Raw genomic sequence first — 25,806 nt, 5'->3', positions numbered from 1 at the left:
ACGAGTTCTGACACATGACCGAGAAAACCGCCGAGCCCGAGATCAACTGGGACGAATTGCGTCCGCAGGTCATCAAAATGGCGCTCGAGTTGGGTCCGCTGGTCACGTTTTTCATCGCCAATGCGCGCGGCGAAGCCATTCTCGATGGCAGTGCAACCTTGAGCGGATGGTTTGGCGGACAGGCTATTGTCTTCGCCACGGCCGTGTTCATGGCCGCCATGCTGATCTCGCTGGTGCTGACCTGGTTCATCCTCAAAAAGATCGCCATCATGCCGCTGGTGACCGGCGTGGTCGTTCTGGTCTTCGGCGGGTTGACGCTGTATTTCCGCGACCCCGCCTTCATCATGATCAAACCGACGATCACCAACGGCCTGTTTGCCGCAACCCTGCTGGGCGGCCTGATCTTCAAACAGTCGCTGCTGAAGTATGTCTTTGGCGATGTCTACAAGCTGCGCGAAGAGGGCTGGAGCAAGCTCACCCTCAACTGGGGTCTGTTCTTCGTGCTGCTGGCCGTGATCAACGAAGTGCTATGGCGCAATTTTTCGTCTGATGTCTGGATCAATTTCAAAGTGTGGGGCGTCATGCCGCTGACCGTGATCTTCTCGATCAGCCAAGTCAGCCTGCTCAACAAATATGCGCCGGCGGCCGAGCCAAAGCACGTGCCGCCGATCGTCGTCGAGAGCTAAAGCCTTAGCCAAACACCCCGATCACCGCGCCCTGGATCAGCAGCACGCCAAGCAGGTGCAAGCTATTGATCAGGGTCAGCGACCACTTCATGCCTTCATAGCGATGGTTCATGATCATCGAGGTGAGCACGAAGCCGAACCACAGATGGGCGGCGACGATCAACCCATTGGCGACGGTGATTTCGCCAAGGATGGCCGGCGTCAGCGTGGCGATGAAATAGGCCATCACCAGCTCGACCAGCACTGACCAGATGAAGGGCGTGTAGCCGACGTTGAGCTGTTCGCGCGTCTTGCCCACGGCAGCGAGCCACTGCTTTGAGAGCCCCATATACCAGACCGCACCAAAGGCGAAGGCGGCAAGCGTGGCCAGGATGACGGCCAGCCAATTGACGGCAAAATGCGAAATCATGATGTTTCCCCCGGCGCCAGATAGCGCACGGGGACAATATCACGGCGTTTAAAGTCCGCCCATCTGGCAGATGAGCTTCCATTCCGTGTCGGAAACCTTCGACACCGACAGCCGCGACAGCTTCACCAGTTCAAGTTCACTCAGTTCCGGCGTTGCCTTGACCGTGGCCAGGGTTACCGGCTTGGGCAGCGGCTTGACCGCTTCCATGTCGACGCATTCCCAGACCACTTCGCCCTTGGCATTGAGCTCGGCGGTCGAATCGGGATGCGCCAGGCCCACCACTTTCATGATGCCGACGATCTCCTTGCCGACATTGGAGTGGTAGAAAAAGGCCTGGTCGCCCAGCTCCATGGCCTTCATATTGTTGCGCGCTGCGTAGTTGCGTACGCCATGCCACTCTTCCATCACCCCGCGCTTGTTCTTGGCGACCAGGTCGTCAAAGGAAAACACATCGGGCTCGGACTTCATCAACCAATAGGCCATATCGATCAGGCCTTCGGCGACATGTGGTCATAGGCGAGGCGCCAGGGCTTGATCTCGGTGCTGGCAAAAATGCCTTCCTTGACGAAAGGATCGGCATTGAAGAAGGCTGTCGCCTCTTCGATGGTTTCGGCCTCATAGACGACGATGGAGCCTTCCGGCTTGCCATCCGCGTCCAGCAGCGCCCCGGCCAGGCGCAGCTTCTGGCCTGCGCTTTCGAGATGTTCCAGATGGACCGGGCGGGTGGCAAGGCGCTTGTCCAGCGCGCCAGGCGCGTCCTTGGCAATCAGGGCGTAGAGCATTCAGTCCTCACGTTTCAGGGGGCGGGACATCAGCCCGGCCACCACTTTGGCAATATTGGCCTCGCCGCTCAACACGGCTTGTACAGCGGCAATCAGCGGCGCATCGACATCAAGGCTTTTAGCCAGCGCATCGGCGACGGGTGTGGTCGCAACGCCCTCAGCGAGCTTAGCGCCGGACGCGAGAATCGCTTCGACGCTTTCGCCGCGGCCCAGCGCCATACCGAACTGGTAATTGCGCGACTGCACCGAGGTGCAGGTCAGCGTCAGATCGCCCAGCCCGGCTAGCCCCGTCAGCGTCGAGGCGGAACCGCCCATGGCCGACACCATGCGGCTCATTTCAGCGAAGGCCCGGGCGATGAGGGCGGAGCGGGCGGAGGCACCGAGCTCGGCGCCTTCCACGGCACCGCAAGCCAGTGCGTAAACATTCTTCAGGGCTCCAGCCACTTCGACGCCAATCCGATCATCGGCGGCATAGGGCCGAAAGCTCGGACCGGCTAGGGCTGCGGCGAGAGCGGAGGTTGCTTCGGCATCATCACCGGCCAGCGTCACGGCGGTTGGCCGGCCAGCGGCCACGTCGGCGGCGAAACTCGGGCCGGAGAGGACGTAGGGAATGGCATCCGGCGCCATGTCGGTGAGAATTTCCGACTGGCGATCCAGCGTGCCGGTTTCGAGGCCCTTGGCGGAGAGAACAACCGGCTTGCCGGCCAGCAGCGCAGGATCAAGTGCGCCGAGCGCCGTTCGGCTGGATTGGGCGGGGACGGCGAGGATGATGATATCGGCGTCGGACGCGACAGTCGTGGCGGTGACATTGGCATGCAGCACTTGGTTGGCAAGATATCGGCTGTTTGTATGTTGCGTATTGATCTCATCGACCTGCGTCGCATCACGGGCTACCAGCGACACCTGCCGCCCGGCCATGGCTGCGGCCTGTGCCAAAGCCGTGCCCCACGCGCCACCGCCGATGACGAGAACCGTTTCAAGCCGCATCGGGTTGGACCTTCATGTCATCGAGATCGAGCGGCCAGCGTGGGCGGGCGACAAAGCTGAGGCCATCCTGCGCCCCCAAGGCAAAGCGCTCCGCACCAGCCCAGGCCACCATGGCACCGTTGTCGGTGCAGAGCGCAATCGGCGGCACGATAAGCGTGGCACCGGCGGTGGCACAGACCGTACGCAGGGCATTGCCGATCTGCTGATTGGCGGCCACGCCGCCGGCAACCACCAACCGCATCTCCTGCCCCGGAAATTCCGTGGCAAACTTCTCCAGCGCCTGACGCGAGCGCACGGCGACGATTTCGGCCACCGCGGCCTGAAAGCTGGCTGCAATATCGGCGACATCCTGATCGCTCAACGGCGCCAGCGCCTCGGCCTGCAGCCGCACGGCGGTCTTGAGGCCGGAGAAGGAAAAATCCAGCCGTGCCTCGCGCAGCAGCGGACGCGGGAATTTGAAGCGCTTGGAATCGCCCGACTTGGCGGTCTGTTCCACCGCGGGCCCGCCGGGATGGCCGAGGCTGAGCAGCTTGGCCACCTTGTCGAAGGCTTCGCCCAGGGCATCGTCAATGGTGGTGCCCCAGCGCTCATAGTCGCCGACGCCGCGCACCAGGACGAACTGGCTATGCCCGCCGGAAACCAGCAGCATCAGATAGGGAAATTGCACGCCATCGGTCAGCCGGGCCGTGAGGGCATGGCCTTCGAGGTGATTGACGGCAATCAGCGGCTTGTCGAGCGCTGCGGCTAGCGCCTTGGCCGTGGTCAGGCCAACCAGCACGCCGCCGATCAGGCCGGGGCCAGCCGTAGCTGCAATGGCATCGACATCGCTCAACTCAATACCCGCCTCACGGCAGGCCTGGGCGATGATATGGTCGAGATAGGTCACATGGGCGCGGGCGGCCAGTTCGGGAACCACGCCGCCAAAGGCCGCATGCTCGTTGAGCTGGCTGCGCACCACATTGGAACGGATTACGCCCCTGCCGGATTGATCGCGCAGAACAATGGCTGCCGCGGTTTCGTCGCAGCTGGTCTCTATGCCAAGGATGATGGCTGGTGCTTGCCCGGTCACGACGAACTGGTTACTCCCTTTGAGGGTTAGCCTGTGACTACTATAGGACATTCCGCCTTTGCAATCGCCACAACCTTTCGCCCGGATCGGAACACGCGGCAGCCCGTTGGCCCTCGCCCAGGCGCGACTGTTGCGACGCCTGCTCAGCGAGGCCCACGGCGTCAGCGAAGATGACATCGCTATTGAGGTGATTTCCACCGGTGGCGATCGCAGCCAGGCCAGCAATGCCAGCCTGACCGAAATCGGCGGCAAGGGCCTGTTCACCAAGGAAATCGACGAGGCCATGCTGAGTGGCCGGGTCGATATCGGCGTGCATTCCAGCAAAGACGTAGCGACCCGCCTGCCCAACGGCATCCGTCTCGCCGCCTTCCTCGAACGCGAGGATGTGCGCGACGCCTTCATGTCGGTGAAGGTGCAAAGCCTCGACCATGTGGCCGAGCGCAGCAAATTCGGCACCTCTTCGATTCGCCGTGCTGCCCAGGTGTTGCGGGTGCGGCCGGACCTCGAAATAGTGCCCTTTCGCGGCAATGTCGGAACGCGGCTGCAAAAGCTGCTCGATGGCGTGGCGGACGGCACCATGCTGGCCATGGCCGGACTCAATCGCCTCGGCGAAGGCCACCGCGCTACGGCGCCGCTCGATCCAGAAATCTTCATGCCGGCGCCGGCACAGGGCGCCATCGGCATTGCCGTCCGCAGCGATGACGCGCGCATGGCAGCGCTGGTCGAAGCGCTCGACCATGTCCCAACCCATACCGCCATCACCGCCGAACGCGCTATGCTGGCCGTGCTCGACGGCTCCTGCCGCACCCCGGTCGGCGCGCTGACCACGCTCAGCAACGGCACGCTGACCCTCAAGGGCCAGATCCTCAGCCTCGACGGCAAGACCAGTTTTGAAAGTGCTGCCACCGGCAGCGATGCGCAGGCGCTCGGCCAAAAGGTCGGCCAAGAACTGATCGCCCAGGCTGGCACCGAATGGCTGGCGCAATGGGCGGCCAACGCATGACCATGCTGGTGACGCGGCCCGAACCGGATGCGCAATCTACGCTATCGCGTCTGACGGCGCTCGATATTGCGGCCGTTGTCGCGCCCGTCATGATCCGGCAGGCCGTGGATGTCAGCCTCCCTCCGCCCGATGGTTTTACCGCCATGGTGCTCACCAGCGCCAATGCCGTGCGCACCCTTGTCGAGCGCGATGTGGTGGCCACCTATGCCCATCTCCCGGTATTTGCCGTCGGCGATCGCACGGCGGCCGATGCCAGCGCGGCCGGCTTTGTCCGCGTCAGCAGCGCCGCCGGCGCGGTACAGGATCTGGTCAATGCCATGACCATCTCGCGCATGGGCGGGCCGATCTTTTATCCCACCGGCAAGCATCAGAGCGCAGACTTGGCCAAGGCTTTGGCGCCGCTCGGCATCATGGTTGCAACGGCCAAGATCTACGAAATGGTCGCCGTCGAGGCTTTACCTGCGTCGATTCTGGATAGCCTGGCGAGCGGCGAGATTACCGCCGTTCTGGCCTATTCGCGCCGCACTGCCGAGATCTTTGCCACCCTGACAGCCAAGCTCGACCGGGCGCAAAAGCAGGCGATTGCCATGCTCTGCCTGGGCGAGGCCGTGGCCGAACCGCTGCTGGGCGCGCATTTCAACCGCATCAGCCTGGCCGACCGGCCCGATGAAGACGCGATGATGGCGCTGGCTTTGGCTGTTGCGCGCGAGCAAACTGGGCCATGATCGGCTCCAACGAGAGGACACCCTGCGATGGCGGACACGACAGGCAACGATCCCAAGCCGGCTTCGGGCAAGCCTGAGGCCAGCAAGCCCGAGACCAAATCTGGCGCGGTCAAGCCGCCCGTGCTCGATCTCAAGGCGCGCGAGACCGGCAGCAGCAGCACGGCCAAGGCCGAGCCAGCACCGGCGGCCAGCAAGCCCGCGCCGAGCGACAAGCCGAAACTGGCCGAGCCAAAGCCTGCGCCCGTCACGCCTGTGCCCAGCGCCAACTTTCCCATTGCCGCCACCGTGGCCGGCGGCGTGCTCGGCCTGGCCGCAGCTTATGGCCTCGCCTGGGCAGGCCTCTGGCCTTCGGCGCCTGCTCCGGCCCCCACTGCCGACCCACGAATCGCCAGCTTCGCCAGCGCCATTCCCGAGCTGGAAACGGTGACCCAGACCACCCAGTCCGAACTGGCCGCCCTCAACCAGCGCATCGGCGCGCTGGAAGACTCGGCGTCGACCGGGACGACGACCGCGGAAACCGCTCCCGTGGATCTGGCTCCCATCGAAACGGAAATCGCCACCCTGTCCGAGCGCGTTGATTCGCTGGCCAATGCACCCGCCGACACGGGCGTGGACGCTGTCCGCACCGAACTGGCCGCACTGACCTCGCGGATCGATGAGATCGCCGCCCGCATCGGCACGGCCGAAGCCGGCCTGCGCACGCTGGACACCACGGTCAGCGAAACCACCGCCACTCTCGCCAGCCAGCCCGGCGATATCGGGGCCGTGCTGCAGCTGCCGCTGATTCTCTCGGGCTTCGAGACCGCCTTTGCCAATGGCCGGCCCTATGCCACCGAGCTGGCCGCCCTCCGCGCCGCAACGCCGGGCGCGGCCATTCCTACCGCTATCGCCAATGCGGCAGAGACAGGCCTACCGCGACCAGACGTGATCGCCCGCCGCTTTGCCGAGGAGCTGCCCGCCATGCTGGCCGGCAAGCCGGCCGATCCCAATGCGCAATGGCAGGATGGCGCGCTCGACTGGTTCAGCTCGGCTATCGCTTTGCGCCCGACCGGCGAGATCGAGGGCGATAGCCCCGAAGCGGTGATGAGCCGGCTGGAAGGCGCCATCGCCCGCCGCGACTTCGCCAGTGCCGAGACGCTGCTGACCGCCCTGCCCGCACCCATGGTGACGGCCGGCGAAGATGTGCCAGCGTTGATCGCCACTCAGGCCGAGGCCGGCCGCTTCCTCGATACCTTGCGCTCAAGGGCGCTTTCCGGCGAGGCCCTGCAATGATCCGCCTCGCCTCCTGGATCGTCGGCAGCCTGATCATCACGGCGCTCGCCGCCTGGATGATTTCCCTGCCCGGTACGCTGACGCTGGAAGTCGCCAATTATCGCATGCAGCCAAGGCTTGGCGCGGCGGTGCTGATCTTCATCGTGATCGCCATCGTGGTGATCTTTGTCTGGGGCATTGTCCGCCGCATCCTGAATACGCCGCGCCACATGGCCCGCCGCAACAAGGAGCGCCGTCGCGAACAGGGCGTCGAAGCCCTGTCCGACGCCGTGGTGGCGCTACAGGCTGGCGATCCGGCTCGCGCCCGTTCGCTGGCACGCGAAGCGCAAGCCCGCCTGCCCGCCAACGCTGCCGCGAAGCTGCTAGAAGCCCGCGCTGACCTTGCGCTAGGTGATATGCCTGCTGCCCGCGAGCATTACCGCGCGCTGATCGCCAATGAGAAAACCGCCGTTGCGGCACTGACCGGGCTTTATGATCAGGCGCGCGCCCAGCATCGCCCCGACGCGGCGCTAACCTTTGCCCGCAAGGCACTGGCCTTGTCCCCCTCCAGCGGCTGGGCCGCCGATGCGGTCTTTGACGACCTGACCCGCCGCGGCCAATGGGCCGAAGCCGTCGCCATGGTCAATGTCGAACAGGCATCCAGCCGCGAGGAGCGCGCCCGCAAGCGCCGCCGCCAGGCAGTGATCGAAACTGCGCGCGCCCGCGAGGCCGAAAACAGCGCTCCGCTGGCTGCGCTCGACCATGCGCTGACGGCGCTGAAACTCCTGCCCGACTTCGTGCCCGCCGCTTTGATCGCGTCCCGCATCCACATCAATCGCGGCGAGACGCGCAAGGCGATGAGCCTGCTGCGCCGCATCTGGCGCGCCACCGGCCATCCCGAGGTCGCCGCGCTCTATAGCCACGCCCAGCCCGGCGCCTCGGCGCTGGAACGGCTGAAGCGTCTCGGCGAGATCATCGAAAGCCCGCCGCCGCACCGCGCTGCTGGCATGGCCTTGGCCCGCGCTGCCGTGGAAGCCTATGACTGGCCGCTGGCCCGCAAGGCACTGGCGCCGTTCGTCGAGAACGATGTCACGCAGGGCGTCGCCAGCCTGATGGCCGAGATCGAGGAAGGCCAGAGCGGCGACCAGGGCAAGGCCCGCGAATGGCTGGGCCGCGCGGTGCGTGCGCCGCGCGATCCGGCTTGGACGGCCGATGGCCTGGTCAGCGACGAATGGGAGCCGATTTCCCCGGTCACCGGGCGGCTCGATGCCTTCGAATGGAAAGTGCCCATGACCGTGACGCAACGCGCGTCCGAACCATCCCCATTGCCGCAATTGCCAGCGGAAGCACGCTTGCCTCTTGCACCGGCAGGCAACCCAACGTAAAAGGCCACCCGTTGCCGCTTTAGCTCAGTTGGTAGAGCACATCATTCGTAATGATGGGGTCAGGTGTTCGAGTCACCTAAGCGGCACCACTTCTCACCCAGCCCGTGCCATCAATTCGAGCCTCTGCGCCTGTCGCGCCGAGGGCGCGATGGCGACGACATTGGGGTTCTCCCGGCCGAACAAGGCCGCCCGTTCTTCCGGCGTCGACATGAAGAACGGGTAGCGATCCGCCACCCGGTCGCGGATTGCCGGCACTTCGGCCGTATAGAGCTGCATCGGAAAAGCCAGATTGGCATAGGTCCGCTCGTCACCCAAAGGCGTCGCCCCGAAAATGCGCTTGTAAAAGGCCGTATGCTCGGGCCGCACCGCCGACATGCAATAGCGCACCGGGAAATATTCGCAGGCCATGGCCGCCAGCCGCAGCGTCAGATAGGGCAATGCCGGATAGGCCAGCGAGGCCTCGAAATCGGCGGTAAAGCGGCCCGGATCGATGAAACTCTGACCGCGGTCGAGCATGGGCTGCAACACATCCGGCCATACTGACATGCAGGGTGAATGTGACTGCTCGGGCGTCACCACATGGAAGCGCAACGAGCTGACCAGCCGGTCCTCGATATAGACGCCGAAGCAATAGCAATTGGCCAGATCGTCGAACTCGTCGCGGGTCACCTGCTGCGAATTGATCGGGATGAAATCCTCGCGCCGATAGGCCTCGTAGCGCAGCCGATAGACTGGATCGAACTGCTGTTCGGCGGGCACCCGGCGGTAACGCACATGGTCGAGCAGGTCGACCAAAGTGGTGGCAAAGCGTGACGAACTCGATTGCGACTGCGACGCGATACTCATGCCAACCGTCCCCTAAGCCCGGGAACATTAACGTTCTGTTAGCTATGAGCGCACGCGTAAAAATCCTGACCCGCGCGACGTCTGCGCCGGGCACATCAATAATTTCAGGTGTTTAGAGTGGTTTAACTGCGTTAACCAATCCGGCGATTTGTCTCTACCGGACGAAAGTCGGCATTCAGCCGGCCGATCAGATTGCCGATTTCACTCTCGGCCACCGGGCGGCTGAAGTAATAGCCCTGAACCTGCTGCACCTCGGTTTGTTCCAGCATGGTGTTGAGCTGGGCCTCGGTTTCCACGCCTTCTGCAACCACCGTCAGATCGAGGTCGCGACCCAGCCGCGCCACATTGGCCAGCAGGCGCAGCGAGCGCGCATTCTGGGCAATATCGAGCACGAAGGAGCGGTCGATCTTGAGCTTGGTCAAGGGCAGGCTATTGAGATAGCTCAGCGAGGAATAGCCAGTGCCGAAGTCATCCAGCGCAATGGCAATGCCGCGCTTGGAGAAGGCGGTGAGCACGCGCTGGGCGATATCGCGCTCCTCGATCACCGCACTTTCGGTGACCTCGATCTCGAGCCGCGACGGCGAAAGGCCAGACTGGTTCAGCGCCCCATCGACCAGCGCCGTCAGGTCGCTGACGCGGAAGTCGCGCGCCGAAATATTGACCGCCACCGCGACATTGTCGGGCCACAGGCTGCATTGCAGCGTCGCCCGCTGCAGCACCCAGGCGGTGATATCGGAAATCAGCCCCATTTCCTCGGCCAGCGGAATGAAGGTCGAGGGCGGGATCATGCCCAGCTCGGGGTGGTTCCACCGCGCGAGAGCCTCGCAGGTCACCACCTTGCGGGACTTGAGATCGACCAGCGGCTGGAAGGCCAACGTCAAGGCCCCGGCGCTGACCGCATCATGCAGGTCGCTCTTGAGCCGCTGGCGATAGTGATAATCGATATCCATCTGGGCGTGGAACAGCTGGCTACGCGCCTTGCCGTCGCCCTTGGCGGAATAAAGCGCCAGGTCCGCCTTGGTCATCAGATCGTCGAGCGCCTCGAAAGCCACCGCACTGGTGGCCAGGCCCAGGCTGACGCTGACCGATAGCGTCAGACCGTCGAGCAGGAAGGGATCGGCAAAGGCCGCGAGAATTGCGGCCGCATCCTGCTGGATCTGCGCATCCGTGCCAGCATGGCCGCTATAGATGACGAATTCATCGCCGCCCAGCCGGGCCAGCATGGTCCCCGTCGGCATCGCCTGGCGCAGCCGACCCGCCACCTGCACCAGCAGCTCGTCGCCGACGATATGACCGAAGGTGTCGTTGACATGCTTGAAGTCGTCGATATCGACCAAGGTGAGCGAGACGACACGCGATGGCGTGCCGGCCCGCAGCCGGGCATTCATGTCCTCGCTGGCCAACTCGCTGAAATAGGTGCGGTTGGGCAGTTCGGTCAGCGCATCGTGCCGCGCCATGAAGGTGATGCGCTCTTCGGCGGCGATGCGCTCGCTGATATCCTCGAACAGCAGCACGCAGCGCTCGCGGCGCGAACTGACGGTGATTTCAAAATAGCGCTCGCCGGGCAGGCAAAGCAGCACCTTGCCAGCGGACCGGGTGCGGATCAGGTCGGACAGCCGGTCGATCGCCGACTGCGGCGAGGTCTTGCTGTCGGAAAGATCGGCAAGGATTGCGCCGACAGGTCGCCCGACCAGGGCATTCGGCCCCAGAAACGATAGCAGTCGCACGGCGCGCTCATTGGCAAAGGAAATGGTGCCGCGCCCGTCGAGCATGCAGAGGCCATGCTCCAAGGTCGTCATCGCCATGTCGAGTTCGGCAGCCAGTCGCGACGCTTCGAGGCGCCCATGTACCGCCGAGAGCAGCAGCGCGCGAATATCGCCGGCCAGCTTGCGGAAGCTGATCAGCAGCAGCACCAGCATGGCCGCCAGCGCCTGGTGATAAAAATCGCCACGGAAGAACATCGCCACCCAGAGCGGCACCGAGAGCGAAATGATCTGGATGGTGAGCAGCCGGTCGAGACCGAAATTGCGCGCCACCATGCCCACCGAGGAGGCGATGGTCAGCGTGCAGCTGGCCAGTTCGGCAAAGGGATCGCGCACCACGAGGATGGCCACGAGGCACCAGATGCCATGGGTGAAAGCGACCAGCGCACCACCGACCAGCGCACGATGTTCCCAATGCTCGGCTGCTGCGGCATCCTCGTCACCGATCCCGGCGCGCCAGAAAGCCTGCATATTGGCAAAACGGATCAGCCCGACGAGGAGGATAGCGGCGGCCACGGCATAGAGCACCGGCGCCTCGGCCTTGATCGCGGTGATCACCGCCACGCCGGCGCTGGCGAAAGCCCCAAACAGCAACGCCCGCTGGTCACCATAGACCGAACGGATGATCGACACATAGTCGAGAGCCGGCATTGTCTTACGGGCCGAGGTAAACACTCAATTCCCCTTGTTCACCGCGATCAAAGCCCAGAGGCCTTAAGAACGCCTTGCCAGCGCGGCAACGCCAGATCGTATGGGGAAATTTCCCAATGGGAGAGTCAATACGAACTTAAAATCCGGCGACGAATTTAGCACGATCGAGGCAAACTGCGACCAAATCGCGCTTCGGCACGTTAATCCGGCAACGCAGGCAGCCTTGGCTGCCGGATATCACGCAAGAGGTGAGCCATGGCCGAAAAACTCAACAAGACCCAACGCGACGAAGGCCTAAGCGGTCTAAAGGGCTGGACTTACGATGACGCCGATGACGCCATCAGCCGCGTCTTCAAGTTCAAAAGCTTCTCGGAAGCTTTCGGCTTCATGACCCGTGTGGCGCTGGAAGCCCAGACAGCCGACCATCACCCTGACTGGTCTAACAGCTATGACACGGTGACCATCACGCTTTCGACCCATGACGCCGGCGGCTTGAGCCAGAAGGACGTGGATTTAGCCAAGGCGATCGACAAGCTGCTGGGCTAGTGGAAATTGCGGCCACCGGGGAGGGCGGCATAGGCGCGTCTCCGCGCCATCTCTATCTCCCGCACCGCATTGCGATCGCGAGTGGAATGCTCGGGCGGCCCTGACTTGCCCTCGTCAGCCCGGGCAACCACCGCATCGCCAATCTCGGCGCCATGCGACAGGTTGAGCAAATCGGGCGTCAGGTCCTCCATGTCCTCAACGATCAAATGCGTCACGAGACCTTCGCGCTGCAACCGGCCCTTTGCCGCCAGCATGCGGCTCGACAGCAGCGTCTTGCGCATCAGGTCATCCTCGAACAGCTTTGGCCAGACCACCAGATTGGCAACACCGGTCTCGTCTTCGAGCGTGACGAAAATCACCCCGCTGGCCGTGCCAGGACGCTGGCGGACCAGCACCAGCCCCGCCACCTCGATACGCAATCCAGATTCCACCGTACCCAGGTTGCGCGCTCGCGTCGTGCCGCGCGCATTGAGCATGGGACGCAGAAATTCCACCGGATGCCCCTTGAGCGACAGCGACAGCGTCGCATAGTCGTGTATCACCTCCTCGCCGGGCTGCATCAGCGGCAGGTTGGCCGCATCCTCGACAGGATGGCTTAACGACGGTCCGGCTGTAGCAAACAGCGGCAGCATTTCTGCACCATGCGTGCCGATCAAGCCCTTGACCGCCCATAGGGCCTCCCGCCGGTTCAGCCCCAGCGAACTGAAGGCATCGGCCCGGGCGAGCTTTTCGAGACTGGCAATCGGCACGCCGGTACGCAGCCAGAGGTCACGGACGGAGATATAGCCCTCACCCCGTTCCGCTATAATTTTCTCGATATCCTTTTGCGCCAATCCTTCGACCATGCGCAGGCCAAGGCGGACAGCCTTTTCGGTATAGATATGCTCGGCCATTTCGGCATGCCGGGACCAGATATGCTGACGCAGGTCATGCTGTGTCTCTTCCAGCGAGCAGTCCTTGGCGGAGATATTGATATCGGCCGGCAGGGTCTGGACGCCATGCTCGGTCGCGTCGCGCACCAGCTGGCTGGGCGCATAAAAACCCATGGGCTGCGAGTTGAGCAGAGCGCAGACAAAGACATCCGGATAATGACACTTGAGCCAGCAGGAAGCATAGACGAGCAGTGCGAAACTAGCTGCATGGCTTTCAGGGAAACCATATTCGGCAAAGCCTTCGATCTGCGAAAAGCAGCGCTCGGCAAATTCCCGGGTGTAGCCACGTGGATTGTTCAGCATGCCGGCGATGAACTTGTCCTTGAACACACCGATCTTGCCGGTGCGCTTCCAGGCCGCCATGGCGCGGCGGAGCTGATCGGCCTCGCCGGCTGAAAAGCCGGCGCCCTTGATGGCCATCTGCATCGCCTGTTCCTGGAACAGCGGAATCCCGAGCGTTTTCTTCAGCACCTGGTCCAGCGGATCATCAGGATCGGGGATCCAGATTTCCTTGTTTTCGCGGCGTTTCAGATAGGGATGCACCATGCCGCCCTGGATCGGCCCGGGCCGGACAATGGCGACCTCGATGACCAGATCGTAGAACACCTTGGGCTTGAGCCGCGGCAGCATGGACATCTGCGCCCGGCTCTCGATCTGGAAGACCCCAATCGTATCGGCCCGATGTGTCATCTCGTAGACGGGCTTTGCTCTTTCGGGGTGGTCATATTCCTCGTTCTGCAGCTCGGCCAGTTCGACCTTGCGGTCATAATGCTTTTCCATCAGGCCAAAGGCGCGCTGCAGGCAGGTCAGCATGCCGAGCGCCAGCACGTCGACCTTGAGGATTTTCAGTGCGTCGATGTCGTCCTTGTTCCACTCGATGATGGTGCGGCTATCCATGGCTGACTTGCTGATCGGCACAAGGCTCTCGAGACTATCGCGCGTGATGACGAAACCGCCGACATGCTGGCTGAGGTGGCGCGGAAAGCTGCGCAGCACCTTCACCACCTCGAACATCTGCGCCAGCACCGGATCGTCCGGGTTAAGCCCCAGGGTTTTGACCTTGGCCAGATCGAGTTTTGATCCCCAGCCCCAATGCAGCTGATTGAAGGCGGCCACCGTATCATCGGACACGCCGAACACTTTCGCGGTTTCGCGAATGGCGCTCTTGGAGCGGTAGGAAATGACATTCGCCGTCAGGCCGGTGCGCTTGCCACCATATTTCTTGTAGACATATTGCATCACCTCCTCGCGCCGCTCGTGCTCGAAATCGACGTCGATATCGGGCGGCTCGTCGCGCTCGGTGGAGATGAAGCGGCCAAATACCAGGGTCGCCTTGCGCGGATCGACCTCGGTGATTTCGAGACAATAGCAGACCGTCGAATTGGCCGCCGAACCGCGCCCTTGGCACAGGATGCCGAGGTCATAACGGGCATGGCGCACGATATCCTGCACGGTCAGGAAATAGGCGGCATAGCCCTTGTCATTGATCAGCTTGAACTCTTCGAGAATTTGATCGCGGGTTTCCGCTGGCAGGCCGCTTGGGAAACGCCTTGCCGCCCCCACCCAGGTCAGGCGTTCCAGCGTCTGCTGTGCCGTCTCGCCATTGCCAATGGTCTCCTCGGGGTAATTATATTCGAGCTGGCTGAGTGAAAAGCCGATCCGCTCGGCAAACACTTTTGTCTGGGCGATGGCATCGGGATGTTCGGTAAACAAGCGCGCCATTTCCGCCGGCAGCTTGAGATGCCGTTCTGCATTGGCCGACATCAGCCAGCCGGCATCTTCAAGCGTCGTGTGTTCGCGAATGCAGGTCACCACATCGGCAATCACGCGGCGGCTCGGCTCATGGTAGAGCACGTCATTGCTGGCAATCATCTGCGCCTTATGGCGCCGCGACAGAGCCGCAACACGATTGAGGCGTGCCCTATCCTCGCCATCGAGGCGCGGCGTACCGGCCACCCAGACCCGACCGGGAGCAGAACGGCTGAGCCGGTCGAGGGTTTTCTCGGTGAGGCCCCAATCCGTCTCGTCGGGCATCAGGATGAAGAGCTGTCCCACGGCGTAGTTTTCGGGCGGGCCCTGTTCTGCGGGTGAAGCACTGCCCGAGCCGAACAGATCGGCGAAATGCAGAACCGGCTTGCCCTTTTCACCGCGCTGGTTGGCGACCGTCAGCAGCTTGCACAAGCGTCCATAGGCCACCCGGTCACTTGGATAGGCGATGATATCGGGCGTGCCATCGGCAAAGCACAGCCGCACGCCGACGAGATAGCGGAAATGAGCAGGACGGACCTGATGGTCGCGCGCCGCCACATAGCCGCGCACCACGCCGGCAAAGCTGTTGCGATCGCATAGGCCAAAGGCGCTGTGGCCCAGATGGATGGCCGCCGAAACCAGCTCCTCGGGATGCGAAGCGCCCCGCAGGAAAGAGAAATTGCTGGTCGCGACCAGCTCAACATAGTCGGGCACGAAAAGGCTCGGCAGGCGAGCAGGCCGGGACTGCGGTAGTGCGATGACCTGGCTCATGGGAAAAATCCATGCAGATACCAGGACGGCATGGTTGGCCCGCTATAGAACCCAAGGCGGAACACCCAGAAGCGCCGACCATCCTCGTCCTCAACGCGATAGTAATCGCGGGCCTTTCCGTCCGGCTCGTGCAGGGGCAGATCAGGAATGTAAGGCGGCGGATCCGGCTCTTTCCCGGGCTCTGGCTCCTTGGGTTCAGGTGGCGGAACCAGTTCCAGCCGCTCGGCAAACCGCCACCACTCTGTTTCCAGCCGCTCCGGACCAGCTCCCTTGACCAGCCGGTATTGCTGGCGGCGCCAGATCATCAAGGCGGGCAGCCCATCAGGCACTTCGGCGCTGATCGCGACATATTCCGGCACCGGCAGGAGGCGCACGGGACGGGTGAAGGAACGCGACGACGCCATGTCCGGCTTGCCCGCCTGGGTCGGAACCAGCCGCGCCGCCCGTTCCGGCATGTTGCTGGCTACCATCTGGGTGCGCAGCACGGCCATGGTGCCGAGACGGCTGGCCATGCGGTCATTGAGCTGGTCGAGATCCTCGGTCCCCTCGTCGGCGGAAAAAGCGCCCAGCTGGCTCGCATCCAGCGCGTCAAGAGAACTCGCGGCCAGCCGGATCATGTCGATGCCGAATCCGGCGTCATATTCCCCCGACAGCCGCTCGGCGCGATGGGCGAACAGCTGAGCGATATGATGCGGATCGCGAGTCAGTCGAGCCGAATTGACCGACAGCGACATGACCTTGTGATCCACCCGATACAAAAACAGATGGAAAGCCTGCGCGCCCTTGCCATCGGCTTCGAGCCGATAGGCCAGCTGGATGGCCAGGTCATGCGCGCAGGCCAGCACGTCATCCATCAGCGCGATCGGGTCAGCAAAACGCCGCTCGACATGATGCTCGGCCACGGGAAGCCGTGGTGTCATGCGCTCTTCGATGATCCCATAGGCCTGGTCGAGCCGGGTCAGCAGCGATAGCCCAAACCGCGCCTGCAACGGCTTGCGTGGCCTCTGGCGCAATTGCCCGATGGTCTTGAGGCCCATCTGGGCCAGTGTGGCGACCTGCTGCTCGTTGAGCCGGAGCGCAGAGACAGGAAGGGCATCAAGCAATCCGATCAAGCCATCAGCTGCCACCACCCGGCTGGATAAAAAGTGACTGACAGCCCAAGCTGCACCGATGGTCGGCGCAATGGCGCCGTTCACGCTATAGCCCAGCAGGCGCAAGCGGGTCAGAGCCATGTGCAGCATGGCAGGCTCGCCGCCGAACAGATGGTCCACCCCGGTGATATCAAGCACCAGATCCCCAAAGCTGCTGACATCGTCCAGCACCGCCACCATCGGACTGGTATTGGAATGCCAATCCGCAAAATCGGCAAAGCCGGCTTCGAGCAGCGGCCGGTTGATTTCCCGGGCGGTCAGCGCTGGTACCAGGGCCCGCGCATTGACCAGACTTTGCCCCAGCGTGATCCCCGCTTTGCTGGCTTCGCTATCCAAGGCCACAATGCGGAGGCCGCCCTTGATCTTTTCGTAGAGCGCCAAGGGGGCGGCCAGGGTGGGATCAGCCCGCTTGAGATAATCGGTCGGCCAATTGCCCAGTGACAGCACGAGGAAACGGCGTTGCCGGACGAGACTGCTGGCCGGTTCGAGGAGCGAAGGTTGAAAATCCATGTTCAGTCCATCCCAGCACCCATTCGGCATGCTGTCTGATCAATGATCCGCGTTCGAGCCGGACCTGCCAGCGCGCCGGGCCAGGCGCTCGATCATCAAATTGCTTGTGTCCACTGCGCGTCGGCAGCAGATGCCATCGCAACTGCGCCGCACTGGATTGGCGCTGCATGCCGTAGCGCAGCATGAACACCGAACTGCCCGCCTCTGCGGCCCGCAGGCTGAGGCGCCGGCTGGCAGTGAAATCGAGCAGTTTCTGATGGCCCGCAATATCGGCCACCACCCCGGCCACCGCCCGGCAGGCAATCGCCTCCTCAGCGGCCCACAACAGCTCAGCCATAGTGGCTGGACGCACCAGGATCATTGCTCCGGGGTCGAGGCCGAAATGAGCAAGACCGGGTCCATAGGGCAGGCCCAGTTTCTGCGCCTCGTCGGCCAGTTGCAGATGGACCACCGCCATGCGGCTTGCCGTCAGCAGGCCATGCATCTGCGCCAGTGCAAAGCCAAGGCTTGCACCGGTATTGCGGCAATCATCAGTGAAAATCTCCTGCAGGAGACCACCGGCAAACTTGGGAAATCGCCCATACTCCGCCTCGACCCTCACCCGCGCCTCCGCCAGTGCCGGCTTTCTTTCGATGTCGGCAATGGTGTCGCGCAGCGCGGCGATGCGCTGTTGGCGATCGGGCGAGGTCATCGCGCCAACCTCTTCATGAGTGAACAAAACAGGAACATGTTTGACTCCGAATCTCTGCGGAGTCGAGTCATTTTCCGTGCGCCTCAATCACATCCACTGTGGCGCTTCAGCATCAAGCCCGCTCAAGAGCGCGTGAGACGGGGTTTGGGCCATTGAGGAAATCCTCCGGACTGTTCACTCTGCCTTGGCCTGCCTCCCGGCGCGCAAACCCTTTCGCTGACCTGTCCGCTCCCCGAAGGAGGCTGTCGCCGTGTTCGAGGCCATTACCAAACTGTTCAATCGTCCCGAGACGGGCATCGACAAGAACGATCCCAAACTCTCCGTCGCCGCGCTTCTCGTGCATCTGGCCGCCGTTGACGGGCAGATGAAGGATGCAGAGCGCGAGGCCATCAAGGGCGCGCTGCAGGATCATTATGGGCTCGACGAGCAGAGCGTGGACAGATTGGTGAAAGAAGCCGCGCTGCGCGATGCCGAGGCGGTGGATTTCTACAAGTTCACTGCCGCCATCACCCAGCTCGAGATGGACGATCGCATCGAGATCGTCCGCATGATGTGGATGGTGGTGTTTGCCGACAAGAAGAACCACGAGCTGGAAGACAATATGGTCTGGCGCATTGCCGAGCTGATCGGCGTCTCCAGCCGCGACCGCACGATCCTGCGCAATCAAGTGGGTAAAGCTCAGCCTACCACGCCGTAAACTTGCCGATGGTTTCCACTTCGTCCGTGCCGCAGTCAAAGTCGCCGGATTTATCGGCAGCGGCGCGGGCCAGTTCATTGGCATCCTTGTTGGCCAGGGCATCGACATAGGCGATATGGCAGGTATTGCCCTCCACCAATTGCGTCACCACGAGAACCTGCCCCTTGTCCTCGCCGGTTTCGGAATCGGCCGTGTGATAGCGCACGATGGTGGCAATCGGCATCCAGCGGCCGAGCTTGTTGGACAGGCGCCATTCCATCTTGGGGCCCAAATAATTGAACGGCGAGAGGGTCTGCCCGCCGCTCTCATTGGCATCGACATTAAAGCCATATTCGAGCGAAAAGCGCAGGTCCCCCTCATTGACCTTGAGCGGATAGCCCTTGTAGCCGGGGCAGGACCAGCTTGCGCCGAAATCATCGGCATCGAGCACGAGGCAAAGGTCGAGATCGAGGTCGGTATAGGCGCTGTTGAAGGCGGCATGGGCCGGTGTGGCCAAGGCCAGAGTGGCGAGGACGGCGGTCAGGATCGGCTTCATCTTTGCTCCTTGGCAGGCGGCTTTGCGCCAAACTGACTTGCCTTTGCGGCCTAGTATGGGCACAACCCCACAACCTTTGTCGCCTCCCCGATGAACGAGAGCTGAAATGAACATCGACGCCATCCCGACCGGCAAGAATCCGCCCGACGACCTCAATGTCATCATCGAAGTGCCGATGGGTGGCGAACCGATCAAGTATGAAATCGACAAGGCCAGCGGCGCCCTGTTCGTCGATCGCTTCCTCTATACGCCGATGCGCTACCCGGGCAATTACGGCTTTGTGCCGCATACGCTGTGCGGCGACGGCGATCCGCTCGACGTCATCGTCATGAACTCCCGCCCGCTGGTGCCCGGCGCCGTGGTGCGCTGCCGCCCCTTCGGCGTGCTGTTCATGGAAGACGATGGCGGCCAGGACGAAAAGATCCTTGCCGTGCCGGTCTCCAAGCTGACCAAGATGTATGATTCCATCTTGGATATCGGCGACATGCAGGAAATCCAGGTCGAGCGCGTGAAACACTTCTTCACCCACTATAAGGATCTCGAACCCGGCAAATGGGCCAAGATTTCCCATGTTGGCGGCTATGAGGACGCCAAGAAGGTGATCCTCGAGTCGATCGAGATGCACAACAAGGCCAAGTAGGCACGTCACAAGCTTGCCCCATGGGCTGTGCATGAGGTCATATCGACCGGCATAGCCCATGGAGCTCTAATGCGTTTCACTCTCGCTGCGCTGGCCTTTGCCGCGCTGGCCGTTTCGCCCAGTCTCGCGCAGGAGGCGGTTGTGACGCCCGATCCCGCACAGATCATCTCCGACCGCATCACCCGCGACGGCCAGGGTATCGGTATCGCAACGGCCGTGGTCGAAGACGATGTGCCCAGCTTTGCCAGCCATGGCGTGCTTGCAGCGGGTGGCCCGACCTCGGTCGACGAACACACGCTGTTCGAGATCGGCTCGATCTCCAAGATTTTCACCAACCTGCTGCTGGCCCAGCTGGTGCTCGAGGGCAAGATCGACCTCGATGCGCCGGTGAGCGACTATTTGCCCGAGGGCACGATGGTCCCCGAATTCGAGGGCAAACCGATCACCCTCTTCGATCTCGCCACCCACACCTCTGGCCTGCCCTCGATTCCGCCCGAGCTGGCACTGGCCGATCCGGCCAATCCCTATCAATTCTACAGCGTCGACCTGCTGAACGCTTTCCTCGCCGCCTTTCCTCTGCCCCGCGCGCCGGGCGAGAAGCACGAATATTCCAATATCGGCACCACGCTGATCGGGCTGGCAGTCAGCCATGTCGCCGGCCAGTCCTATGAACAAATGGTGCAGCAACGCATTCTCGATCCGCTGGGCATGGAAGATACCACGCTGGTGGTACCCGAGGATAAGTTGCCCCGATTTGCATCGGGCCATGCGCAGGGCCAGCCGGCCGGCCATTGGGATTTTGACGTCTTTGCTCCGGCCGGCGGCTGGCGCTCGACAGCCACAGACATGGCTAAATTCATCGCTGCCGCCAGTGGCCAGACCGAAACGCCACTGAAGCCGGCCTTCGATCTGATGCTTGAGCGCACACGCCCGGCCGGATCGCCGGCCATGAGCATTGGCCTCGGCTGGATGATCCTGCAACACGCGGGCGGCCAGATCGTCTGGCACAATGGCATGACCGGCGGCTTCAATGCCTTCGCCGGTTATGACCGAAACACCGGCCGCGCCGCGGTCGTGCTCGCCAACGCCATCAGCGCCACCGGCATCGAGGATATCGGCTTCCACCTGATCGACCCGACGGCGCCGCTGACCCCGCAGCCCCAGCCGCGCACTGAGGTCCAACTCGATCCCGCCGTGCTGGACAATTATGTCGGCGACTATGAACTCGGCCCCGAATTCCAGATCGCCGTCACCGTCGAAAACGGCCAGCTGTATGTCCAGGCCAGTGGCCAGGATCGGTTTCCCGCCTTCCCGGAAAGCGAGACCATCTTCTTCCTCAAGGTCGTCGATGCCCAGATCAGCTTCGAAACCGGCGCCGACGGCAAGGCGACGGGCCTGATCCTGCACCAGAACGGACAGGACATTTCGGGCACGCGCAAATGAGCGGTCGCGTCGTCATCCTCAATGGCGCCCCGCGCTCAGGCAAGAGCTCTATTGCACAGGTCCTGCAGAAAACCCTCCCCGGCACATGGGTCAATCTGGGCGTCGATGTACAGAACCGCAGTTTACCCGATGCGCTGAAGCCGGGGATAGGCTTGCGGCCGGGTGGCGAACGGCCCGATCTTGAGCCCGACGTCGTCCGGCTGTATCGGGCGCTTTACGCCAGCATTGCCGCCCATGCGTTTGAGGGTTTTGACGTGGTGGTCGATGTCGGCCATCACGATGCCTATTCGCAGCCGCTGCACATCCTGCCGCAATGCGCCCTTCTGCTAGCGGGCCTCGATGTGCTCTTAGTCGGCGTGCACTGCCCGATCGAGACCATCATGGCGCGGCGCAATGCCGATCCGCAGGACGGGTTTTACGCGCATGGCCCCGGCATTCCCGCGCCGGTGCAGCGCTGGCAGGATGCGGTGCATATGCCGGGGATTTATGACCTCACGGTCGATACCGGCAGCATGTCGCCGGACGATTGCGTCGCGGCCATAGCAGCAGCCTTGCTCCGTCCGGCCACCGCCCTTGCGCGCCTCGCTGCCACTTCGTGATTTGCCCTGTGTCCCGCCCGGGCGCAGGCTGGCGCTTTGGGGGATGGGATCATGAAACTGTTCGGGACGATTGCCGGCGTACTGCTGTTCCTCGTCGGCCTGGTGTGGATACTCCAGGGCGCCAATCTGCTGGCCGGCAGCGCCATGTCCGGCCAGAGCCAGTGGCTCTATATCGGCATTGTCGTCGCCATCATCGGGGCCGCGCTCGTCTGGTTCGTGCGGCGGCGTTAGCGCCCCAGCCCCATCCGCGCCAACAGCCGATCGCGCCTGATGAACTGATGCCAGAGCGCGGCCCCGATATGGCCGATCAACATGGCGATCAAAACGCGCGACAGGATGCCATGCACCGTCATTGGCGGCGCCAGGGTGAAATCGGGTAGCGGCAGGGGCGCGGCGCCAAACAATTGCAGGTTGGCGCCGGTCATGATCACCGTGGCAAAGCCGCTCGACACCATGACGAGGATCACGGCATAGAGCCCGTAATGCACGGCATGGGCAGCGCCCTTTTGCAGGCGCGACAGGCCCGGCTGATCCTTGGGACGCTTGTCGAAGGCCTGCCACCAGACCACGCGGAAGATGGTCAGCGCGCCGATCAGCGTGCCCATCACCGCATGGCCGCGCAGCAGGGTGAACTGGGTCTGTGGATTGGCAGCATTGCTGGCGGCAAGACCGCTGAACAGCATGCCAAAAATCGCTAGGGCGGTCAGCCAGTGGATGGCGATGGCCACGCTACCATAGCGGCTGGGACTGCTCTTGATCGACATGGCATTCTCCTTGCGGTCTCAACATCCGCACGATATAGATAGCATACTATCTACTTACATAGCAAGCTATGCAATGCCTCTGACCCGCGAGAGTTCTGCCGGCTATATGACCAACTGGGCCGCCCGCCTGTTTGCCCGCGAGCTGGAGCGGCAATTGGCGCCTTCGGGCATTGCTCCGGCCTATATGCCGGTGCTGTTCGCTTTGGCCGACGGCAGCCAGCTGACGCAGAAGGAACTCGCCCGCCGCGCCGCGGTGGAGCAGCCCACCATGGCCGCAACGCTCAACCGCATGGAGCGCGACGCCATGATCCTGCGCACCCCCGACCCGACCGACCGCCGCAGCGCCTTGGTGGCGCTGACGCCGCTCGCCCGCGGCCAGATCGCCGCGGTGGAGCAGGTGGTCACCAGCATCAATGAACTGGCGCTCGAGCCACTGACACTGGATGAACGGCAGCAATATATTGCCCTCCTCGGCAAGGTTACCGCTGTGCTGGACGCGCATGAAGGCGAGCTCGGCGACTAAGCAAGCACGATCAAGCCATACGGCTTGCATGAAAGGCGACCCTATCCCACCCTTCAATCACCTTGGAGACTCCTGATGCTTGCAGGCACGCGTACTCTGACGATAGACAGCAAGAAGGGCCCAATCCCGGTCGAGGTCCGGCTTTATCTGGCCGAGCCCTACGACACGGTCTGGCATGCGCGCTACGAGATAGACTGGCCGGAAGGCACGGTGAAAAGCCACTCCGTCGGCAATGACATGATTGCCGCGCTACATGGCGCTATCGAAAAAATTGTCACCGAGCTTTATATGAGCCGCTATCACCACGAGCGCAATCTATGGTGGGTCAAGCCATGGAATGGCTATGGTTTTCCAATGCCAAAAGGTGCGCGTGATCTGCTGATCGGGCATGATCAGGAATTCTTCGGATTGGATAAATAGGCAAAGGCCCGGAGCATCCCCGGGCCTTCTTCATTCCAGTCCAGAAAACGTCTGGTCAGCCCAGATGCGCCAACACAGCCAACAGCAGCAGCGCCACGATGTTGGTGATCTTGATCATCGGGTTCACCGCCGGGCCGGCGGTGTCCTTGTAGGGGTCGCCGACGGTGTCGCCGGTGACCGAGGCCTTGTGGGCATCGGATCCCTTGAAGTGCTTGACGCCGTGGCTGTCGGTGAAGCCGTCTTCGAAGCTTTTCTTGGCATTGTCCCAGGCGCCGCCACCGGCGGTCATTGAGATGGCAACGAAGAGACCGGTGACGATGACGCCCATCAGCATGGCGCCGAGCGCCGAGAAGCCTGCGGCGGGGCCGGCGATCCAGTTGATCAGGAAGAAGACCAGGATCGGTGACAGCACCGGCAAGAGCGATGGCACGATCATTTCCTTGATCGCCGCCTTGGTCAGCATGTCGACGGCCCGGCCATAGTCGGGCTTTTCGGTGCCGGCCATGATGCCCGGCCGTTCCTTGAACTGGCGGCGCACTTCCACCACCACCGATTGTGCGGCGCGGCCGACGGCGGTCATCGACATGCCGCCGAAGAGGAAAGGCAGCAACCCGCCGAACAGCAGGCCGACGACGACATAGGGGTCAGCGAGTGAGAAGGTGAGCTGACCCACGCCCTGGAAGATCGCCGGAGCGTCCGGCAGGGACGAGAAATAGATCAGGTCCTGCGTATAGGCGGCGAACAGCACCAGCGCGCCCAGGCCCGCCGAGCCAATGGCATAGCCCTTCGTGACGGCCTTGGTGGTATTGCCCACGGCATCCAGCGCATCGGTATTGTGGCGCACTTCCTTGTCGAGGCCGGCCATTTCGGCAATGCCGCCGGCATTGTCGGTGACCGGGCCGAAAGCGTCGAGCGCCACGACGATGCCGGCCAGCGCCAGCATGGTCGCCACGGCAAAGGCGATGCCGAACAGGCCGGCCAGATTATAGGTGACGATAATGCCGGCGATGATCACCAGGGCCGGCAGGGCGGTGGATTCGAGCGAGACGGCGAGACCCTGGATGACATTGGTGCCATGGCCGGTGACCGAGGCTTCGGCGATGGAGTTGACCGGGCGCCGGTTGGTGCCGGTATAATATTCGGTGATGACGATGATCAGCCCTGTAATGACCAGGCCCGCCACGCCGCACCAGAACAGCGCCCATGGGGTGAAGGTCTTGTCCGAGGCTTCGATTGCCACGTTGAGGTCGCCGAAGACAAACCAGAGCACGGGCAGCAGCACCACCAGCGACAGCACGCCGGTGGCGATAATGCCCTTATAGAGCGCGCCCATGATATTGTTGTCGGCGCCCAGCTTGACGAAATAGGTGCCGATAATCGACGTCACGACGCAGGCGCCACCGATGGCCAGCGGCAACACCATGCCAGCCAGCTTGAAGGCATCCGGCAGGATGATCGCGGCCAGCACCATGGTGGCAACAATGGTCACCACATAGGTTTCGAACAGGTCGGCCGCCATGCCGGCGCAGTCGCCGACATTGTCGCCGACGTTATCGGCAATGGTCGCCGGGTTGCGCGGATCGTCTTCCGGAATGCCGGCTTCGACCTTGCCCACCATGTCGCCGCCGACATCGGCACCCTTGGTGAAGATACCGCCGCCGAGACGGGCGAAGATGGAAATCAGCGAGGCGCCAAAGCTCAGCGCCACCAGGGCATCGATGACCACGCGGTCATTGAAGGCAAAGCCCATCACCTGGGTGAGGATGATGAAATAGAGGGTGACGCCGAGGAGGCCTAGCCCCGCCACCAGCATGCCGGTGACCGCCCCGGACTTGAAGGCGAGATCGAGGCCGCGGCCGAGCGAGCCGATGGCCGCCTGGGCGACGCGGACATTGGCACGGACGGAAATATTCATGCCGATGAAGCCGGCCGCGCCGGAAAGCACCGCGCCGAGCAGGAAGCCCACGGCGGCATAGATGCCAAGCAGGAAATAGGCGGCGATCAGGATAATGACGCCGACGATAGCGATCGTGGTGTATTGACGCTTGAGATAGGCCGATGCGCCCTCCCGGACGGCAGCCGAGATTTCCTGCATACGGGCCGAACCCGCGTCAGCCGCGAGCAATTGCCGGGTGGTGATCACCCCATAGACGATGGACAGAGCGCCACACACGACGATCAGCCAGAGTGCCAAAGTCATAGAAAGTCCCTCTAGATTTTCCTCCAGGGACTCAACCGTGGCAGCGCCGGTCCTCCAACCAGCAAAGACACGCCTCCT

Annotated in this window: 26 protein-coding genes and 1 tRNA gene; 14 read left to right on the top strand and 13 right to left on the bottom strand. The window is 62.8% G+C overall.

Annotated features, from left to right (window positions below):
• Positions 1–14: 14 nt before the first annotated feature.
• Positions 15–686: a septation protein A gene (locus tag BM045_RS11865; RefSeq protein WP_092183540.1), complete on the top strand. Its 672-nt coding sequence runs from the start codon at positions 15–17 to the stop codon at positions 684–686.
• A 4-nt stretch (positions 687–690) separates the two neighbouring features.
• On the opposite strand, the gene BM045_RS11860 is transcribed toward BM045_RS11865, so the two are convergent.
• Genes BM045_RS11860 through tsaD form a run of 5 tightly spaced genes read right to left on the bottom strand, consistent with a single transcriptional unit; the run spans position 691 to position 3,933 of the window.
• Positions 691–1,095: a DUF1761 domain-containing protein gene (locus BM045_RS11860; RefSeq protein WP_244522975.1), complete on the bottom strand. Its 405-nt coding sequence runs from the start codon at positions 1,093–1,095 to the stop codon at positions 691–693.
• A 48-nt stretch (positions 1,096–1,143) separates the two neighbouring features.
• Entirely contained in the window at positions 1,144–1,578 is a 435-nt protein-coding gene (locus BM045_RS11855) for an EVE domain-containing protein (protein WP_092183538.1), read from the bottom strand.
• A gap of 5 nt (positions 1,579–1,583) precedes the next feature.
• Positions 1,584–1,877, bottom strand: coding sequence for a YciI family protein (locus BM045_RS11850; RefSeq protein WP_092183536.1), 294 nt, complete (start codon positions 1,875–1,877; stop codon positions 1,584–1,586).
• On the bottom strand, positions 1,878–2,864 hold the full coding sequence (locus BM045_RS11845) for an NAD(P)H-dependent glycerol-3-phosphate dehydrogenase (RefSeq protein ID WP_092183534.1): 987 nt from the start codon (positions 2,862–2,864) through the stop codon (positions 1,878–1,880).
• The gene (gene tsaD, locus BM045_RS11840; RefSeq protein WP_244522974.1) at positions 2,854–3,933 is read right to left on the bottom strand and encodes a tRNA (adenosine(37)-N6)-threonylcarbamoyltransferase complex transferase subunit TsaD; all 1,080 of its coding nucleotides are present in this window, start codon (positions 3,931–3,933) and stop codon (positions 2,854–2,856) included. Before tsaD ends, BM045_RS11845 begins: the two co-directional genes overlap by 11 nt.
• A gap of 58 nt (positions 3,934–3,991) precedes the next feature.
• Between tsaD and hemC the strand changes: the two genes are divergently transcribed.
• The 5 genes from hemC (at position 3,992) to BM045_RS11815 (ending at position 8,386) form a co-directional block, all read left to right on the top strand.
• The gene (gene hemC, locus BM045_RS11835) at positions 3,992–4,936 is read left to right on the top strand and encodes a hydroxymethylbilane synthase (RefSeq protein ID WP_092183530.1); all 945 of its coding nucleotides are present in this window, start codon (positions 3,992–3,994) and stop codon (positions 4,934–4,936) included.
• The gene (locus tag BM045_RS11830; RefSeq protein ID WP_170848482.1) at positions 4,933–5,661 is read left to right on the top strand and encodes a uroporphyrinogen-III synthase; all 729 of its coding nucleotides are present in this window, start codon (positions 4,933–4,935) and stop codon (positions 5,659–5,661) included. Before hemC ends, BM045_RS11830 begins: the two co-directional genes overlap by 4 nt.
• A 27-nt stretch (positions 5,662–5,688) precedes the next feature.
• Positions 5,689–6,933: a COG4223 family protein gene (locus BM045_RS11825; protein WP_092183526.1), complete on the top strand. Its 1,245-nt coding sequence runs from the start codon at positions 5,689–5,691 to the stop codon at positions 6,931–6,933.
• On the top strand, positions 6,930–8,297 hold the full coding sequence (locus tag BM045_RS11820; RefSeq protein WP_092183524.1) for a heme biosynthesis protein HemY: 1,368 nt from the start codon (positions 6,930–6,932) through the stop codon (positions 8,295–8,297). Before BM045_RS11825 ends, BM045_RS11820 begins: the two co-directional genes overlap by 4 nt.
• Positions 8,298–8,310: 13 nt before the next feature.
• A tRNA-Thr gene (locus tag BM045_RS11815) sits at positions 8,311–8,386 on the top strand.
• 4 nt (positions 8,387–8,390) lie between these two features.
• Here BM045_RS11815 and BM045_RS11810 read toward each other — a convergent pair.
• Both BM045_RS11810 and BM045_RS11805 read right to left on the bottom strand, forming a co-directional pair.
• Positions 8,391–9,143 (bottom strand): N-acyl amino acid synthase FeeM domain-containing protein, encoded by a 753-nt coding sequence (locus BM045_RS11810; protein ID WP_139198780.1) that lies wholly within the window; start codon positions 9,141–9,143, stop codon positions 8,391–8,393.
• Between the two features lie 131 nt (positions 9,144–9,274).
• Positions 9,275–11,581 carry a putative bifunctional diguanylate cyclase/phosphodiesterase gene (locus BM045_RS11805; RefSeq protein ID WP_139198779.1) on the bottom strand — a complete coding sequence of 769 codons (2,307 nt, stop codon included), beginning with the start codon at positions 11,579–11,581 and terminating at the stop codon, positions 9,275–9,277.
• Positions 11,582–11,812: 231 nt separating this feature from the next.
• Here BM045_RS11805 and BM045_RS11800 point away from each other — a divergent pair, with 231 nt between their 5' ends.
• On the top strand, positions 11,813–12,103 hold the full coding sequence (locus BM045_RS11800; RefSeq protein ID WP_092183518.1) for a 4a-hydroxytetrahydrobiopterin dehydratase: 291 nt from the start codon (positions 11,813–11,815) through the stop codon (positions 12,101–12,103).
• On the opposite strand, the gene BM045_RS11795 is transcribed toward BM045_RS11800, so the two are convergent.
• Genes BM045_RS11795 through BM045_RS11785 form a run of 3 tightly spaced genes read right to left on the bottom strand, consistent with a single transcriptional unit; the run spans position 12,100 to position 17,907 of the window.
• Positions 12,100–15,555, bottom strand: a complete 3,456-nt coding sequence (locus BM045_RS11795) for an error-prone DNA polymerase (RefSeq protein ID WP_092183516.1) — start codon at positions 15,553–15,555, stop codon at positions 12,100–12,102. The two genes, BM045_RS11800 and BM045_RS11795, sit on opposite strands and share 4 nt — an antisense overlap.
• Entirely contained in the window at positions 15,552–17,216 is a 1,665-nt protein-coding gene (locus BM045_RS11790; protein ID WP_139198778.1) for a Y-family DNA polymerase, read from the bottom strand. The genes BM045_RS11795 and BM045_RS11790 overlap by 4 nt, the downstream gene beginning before the upstream one ends.
• The gene (locus BM045_RS11785) at positions 17,107–17,907 is read right to left on the bottom strand and encodes an ImuA family protein (protein WP_092183513.1); all 801 of its coding nucleotides are present in this window, start codon (positions 17,905–17,907) and stop codon (positions 17,107–17,109) included. Before BM045_RS11785 ends, BM045_RS11790 begins: the two co-directional genes overlap by 110 nt.
• A 250-nt stretch (positions 17,908–18,157) precedes the next feature.
• Here BM045_RS11785 and BM045_RS11780 point away from each other — a divergent pair, with 250 nt between their 5' ends.
• Positions 18,158–18,604, top strand: coding sequence for a tellurite resistance TerB family protein (locus BM045_RS11780; protein ID WP_092183511.1), 447 nt, complete (start codon positions 18,158–18,160; stop codon positions 18,602–18,604).
• On the opposite strand, the gene BM045_RS11775 is transcribed toward BM045_RS11780, so the two are convergent.
• Positions 18,591–19,139: a hypothetical protein gene (locus BM045_RS11775; RefSeq protein WP_092183509.1), complete on the bottom strand. Its 549-nt coding sequence runs from the start codon at positions 19,137–19,139 to the stop codon at positions 18,591–18,593. The two genes, BM045_RS11780 and BM045_RS11775, sit on opposite strands and share 14 nt — an antisense overlap.
• Positions 19,140–19,245: 106 nt before the next feature.
• On the opposite strand from BM045_RS11775, the gene ppa reads away from it, so the two are divergent.
• The 4 genes from ppa to BM045_RS11755 all read left to right on the top strand — a co-directional run bounded on the left by ppa (position 19,246) and on the right by BM045_RS11755 (position 22,052).
• Positions 19,246–19,779 (top strand): inorganic diphosphatase, encoded by a 534-nt coding sequence (ppa, locus tag BM045_RS11770; protein WP_092183507.1) that lies wholly within the window; start codon positions 19,246–19,248, stop codon positions 19,777–19,779.
• Positions 19,780–19,848: 69 nt separating this feature from the next.
• The gene (locus BM045_RS11765; RefSeq protein WP_092183505.1) at positions 19,849–21,222 is read left to right on the top strand and encodes a serine hydrolase; all 1,374 of its coding nucleotides are present in this window, start codon (positions 19,849–19,851) and stop codon (positions 21,220–21,222) included.
• Positions 21,219–21,821: a chloramphenicol phosphotransferase CPT family protein gene (locus BM045_RS11760; RefSeq protein WP_092183503.1), complete on the top strand. Its 603-nt coding sequence runs from the start codon at positions 21,219–21,221 to the stop codon at positions 21,819–21,821. The genes BM045_RS11765 and BM045_RS11760 overlap by 4 nt, the downstream gene beginning before the upstream one ends.
• Before the next feature lie 51 nt (positions 21,822–21,872).
• The gene (locus tag BM045_RS11755) at positions 21,873–22,052 is read left to right on the top strand and encodes a hypothetical protein (RefSeq protein WP_092183501.1); all 180 of its coding nucleotides are present in this window, start codon (positions 21,873–21,875) and stop codon (positions 22,050–22,052) included.
• Here BM045_RS11755 and BM045_RS11750 read toward each other — a convergent pair.
• Positions 22,049–22,585, bottom strand: a complete 537-nt coding sequence (locus BM045_RS11750) for a cytochrome b (protein WP_092183499.1) — start codon at positions 22,583–22,585, stop codon at positions 22,049–22,051. The genes BM045_RS11755 and BM045_RS11750 overlap by 4 nt on opposite strands.
• Before the next feature lie 73 nt (positions 22,586–22,658).
• Between BM045_RS11750 and BM045_RS11745 the strand changes: the two genes are divergently transcribed.
• The gene (locus BM045_RS11745) at positions 22,659–23,108 is read left to right on the top strand and encodes a MarR family winged helix-turn-helix transcriptional regulator (protein ID WP_092183497.1); all 450 of its coding nucleotides are present in this window, start codon (positions 22,659–22,661) and stop codon (positions 23,106–23,108) included.
• A 75-nt stretch (positions 23,109–23,183) separates the two neighbouring features.
• Positions 23,184–23,528, top strand: coding sequence for a DUF6968 family protein (locus BM045_RS11740; RefSeq protein WP_092183495.1), 345 nt, complete (start codon positions 23,184–23,186; stop codon positions 23,526–23,528).
• A 55-nt stretch (positions 23,529–23,583) separates the two neighbouring features.
• On the opposite strand, the gene BM045_RS11735 is transcribed toward BM045_RS11740, so the two are convergent.
• Positions 23,584–25,728 (bottom strand): sodium-translocating pyrophosphatase, encoded by a 2,145-nt coding sequence (locus tag BM045_RS11735; RefSeq protein WP_092183493.1) that lies wholly within the window; start codon positions 25,726–25,728, stop codon positions 23,584–23,586.
• Positions 25,729–25,806 lie beyond the last annotated feature (78 nt).

Origin of the sequence: Devosia sp. YR412, assembly GCF_900110945.1 — a bacterium.
Taxonomy (GTDB): domain Bacteria; phylum Pseudomonadota; class Alphaproteobacteria; order Rhizobiales; family Devosiaceae; genus Devosia.
Note: the sequence above shows the minus strand (reverse complement) of the source record. Positions and strands in the feature narration are given on the sequence as shown.

Excerpts from the sequence above, each read along its gene's own strand:
- BM045_RS11865 (WP_092183540.1), top strand. The coding sequence starts at position 15 with ATGACCGAGAAAACCGCCGAGCCCGAGATCAACTGGGACGAATTGCGT.
- BM045_RS11860 (WP_244522975.1), bottom strand. The coding sequence starts at position 1,095 with ATGATTTCGCATTTTGCCGTCAATTGGCTGGCCGTCATCCTGGCCACG.
- BM045_RS11855 (WP_092183538.1), bottom strand. The coding sequence starts at position 1,578 with ATGGCCTATTGGTTGATGAAGTCCGAGCCCGATGTGTTTTCCTTTGAC.
- BM045_RS11850 (WP_092183536.1), bottom strand. The coding sequence starts at position 1,877 with ATGCTCTACGCCCTGATTGCCAAGGACGCGCCTGGCGCGCTGGACAAG.
- BM045_RS11845 (WP_092183534.1), bottom strand. The coding sequence starts at position 2,864 with ATGCGGCTTGAAACGGTTCTCGTCATCGGCGGTGGCGCGTGGGGCACG.
- BM045_RS11830 (WP_170848482.1), top strand. The coding sequence starts at position 4,933 with ATGACCATGCTGGTGACGCGGCCCGAACCGGATGCGCAATCTACGCTA.
- BM045_RS11825 (WP_092183526.1), top strand. The coding sequence starts at position 5,689 with ATGGCGGACACGACAGGCAACGATCCCAAGCCGGCTTCGGGCAAGCCT.
- BM045_RS11820 (WP_092183524.1), top strand. The coding sequence starts at position 6,930 with ATGATCCGCCTCGCCTCCTGGATCGTCGGCAGCCTGATCATCACGGCG.
- BM045_RS11810 (WP_139198780.1), bottom strand. The coding sequence starts at position 9,143 with ATGAGTATCGCGTCGCAGTCGCAATCGAGTTCGTCACGCTTTGCCACC.
- BM045_RS11800 (WP_092183518.1), top strand. The coding sequence starts at position 11,813 with ATGGCCGAAAAACTCAACAAGACCCAACGCGACGAAGGCCTAAGCGGT.
- BM045_RS11795 (WP_092183516.1), bottom strand. The coding sequence starts at position 15,555 with ATGAGCCAGGTCATCGCACTACCGCAGTCCCGGCCTGCTCGCCTGCCG.
- BM045_RS11790 (WP_139198778.1), bottom strand. The coding sequence starts at position 17,216 with ATGGATTTTCAACCTTCGCTCCTCGAACCGGCCAGCAGTCTCGTCCGG.
- BM045_RS11785 (WP_092183513.1), bottom strand. The coding sequence starts at position 17,907 with ATGACCTCGCCCGATCGCCAACAGCGCATCGCCGCGCTGCGCGACACC.
- BM045_RS11775 (WP_092183509.1), bottom strand. The coding sequence starts at position 19,139 with ATGAAGCCGATCCTGACCGCCGTCCTCGCCACTCTGGCCTTGGCCACA.
- ppa (WP_092183507.1), top strand. The coding sequence starts at position 19,246 with ATGAACATCGACGCCATCCCGACCGGCAAGAATCCGCCCGACGACCTC.
- BM045_RS11765 (WP_092183505.1), top strand. The coding sequence starts at position 19,849 with ATGCGTTTCACTCTCGCTGCGCTGGCCTTTGCCGCGCTGGCCGTTTCG.
- BM045_RS11760 (WP_092183503.1), top strand. The coding sequence starts at position 21,219 with ATGAGCGGTCGCGTCGTCATCCTCAATGGCGCCCCGCGCTCAGGCAAG.
- BM045_RS11755 (WP_092183501.1), top strand. The coding sequence starts at position 21,873 with ATGAAACTGTTCGGGACGATTGCCGGCGTACTGCTGTTCCTCGTCGGC.
- BM045_RS11750 (WP_092183499.1), bottom strand. The coding sequence starts at position 22,585 with ATGTCGATCAAGAGCAGTCCCAGCCGCTATGGTAGCGTGGCCATCGCC.
- BM045_RS11745 (WP_092183497.1), top strand. The coding sequence starts at position 22,659 with ATGCCTCTGACCCGCGAGAGTTCTGCCGGCTATATGACCAACTGGGCC.
- BM045_RS11740 (WP_092183495.1), top strand. The coding sequence starts at position 23,184 with ATGCTTGCAGGCACGCGTACTCTGACGATAGACAGCAAGAAGGGCCCA.
- BM045_RS11735 (WP_092183493.1), bottom strand. The coding sequence starts at position 25,728 with ATGACTTTGGCACTCTGGCTGATCGTCGTGTGTGGCGCTCTGTCCATC.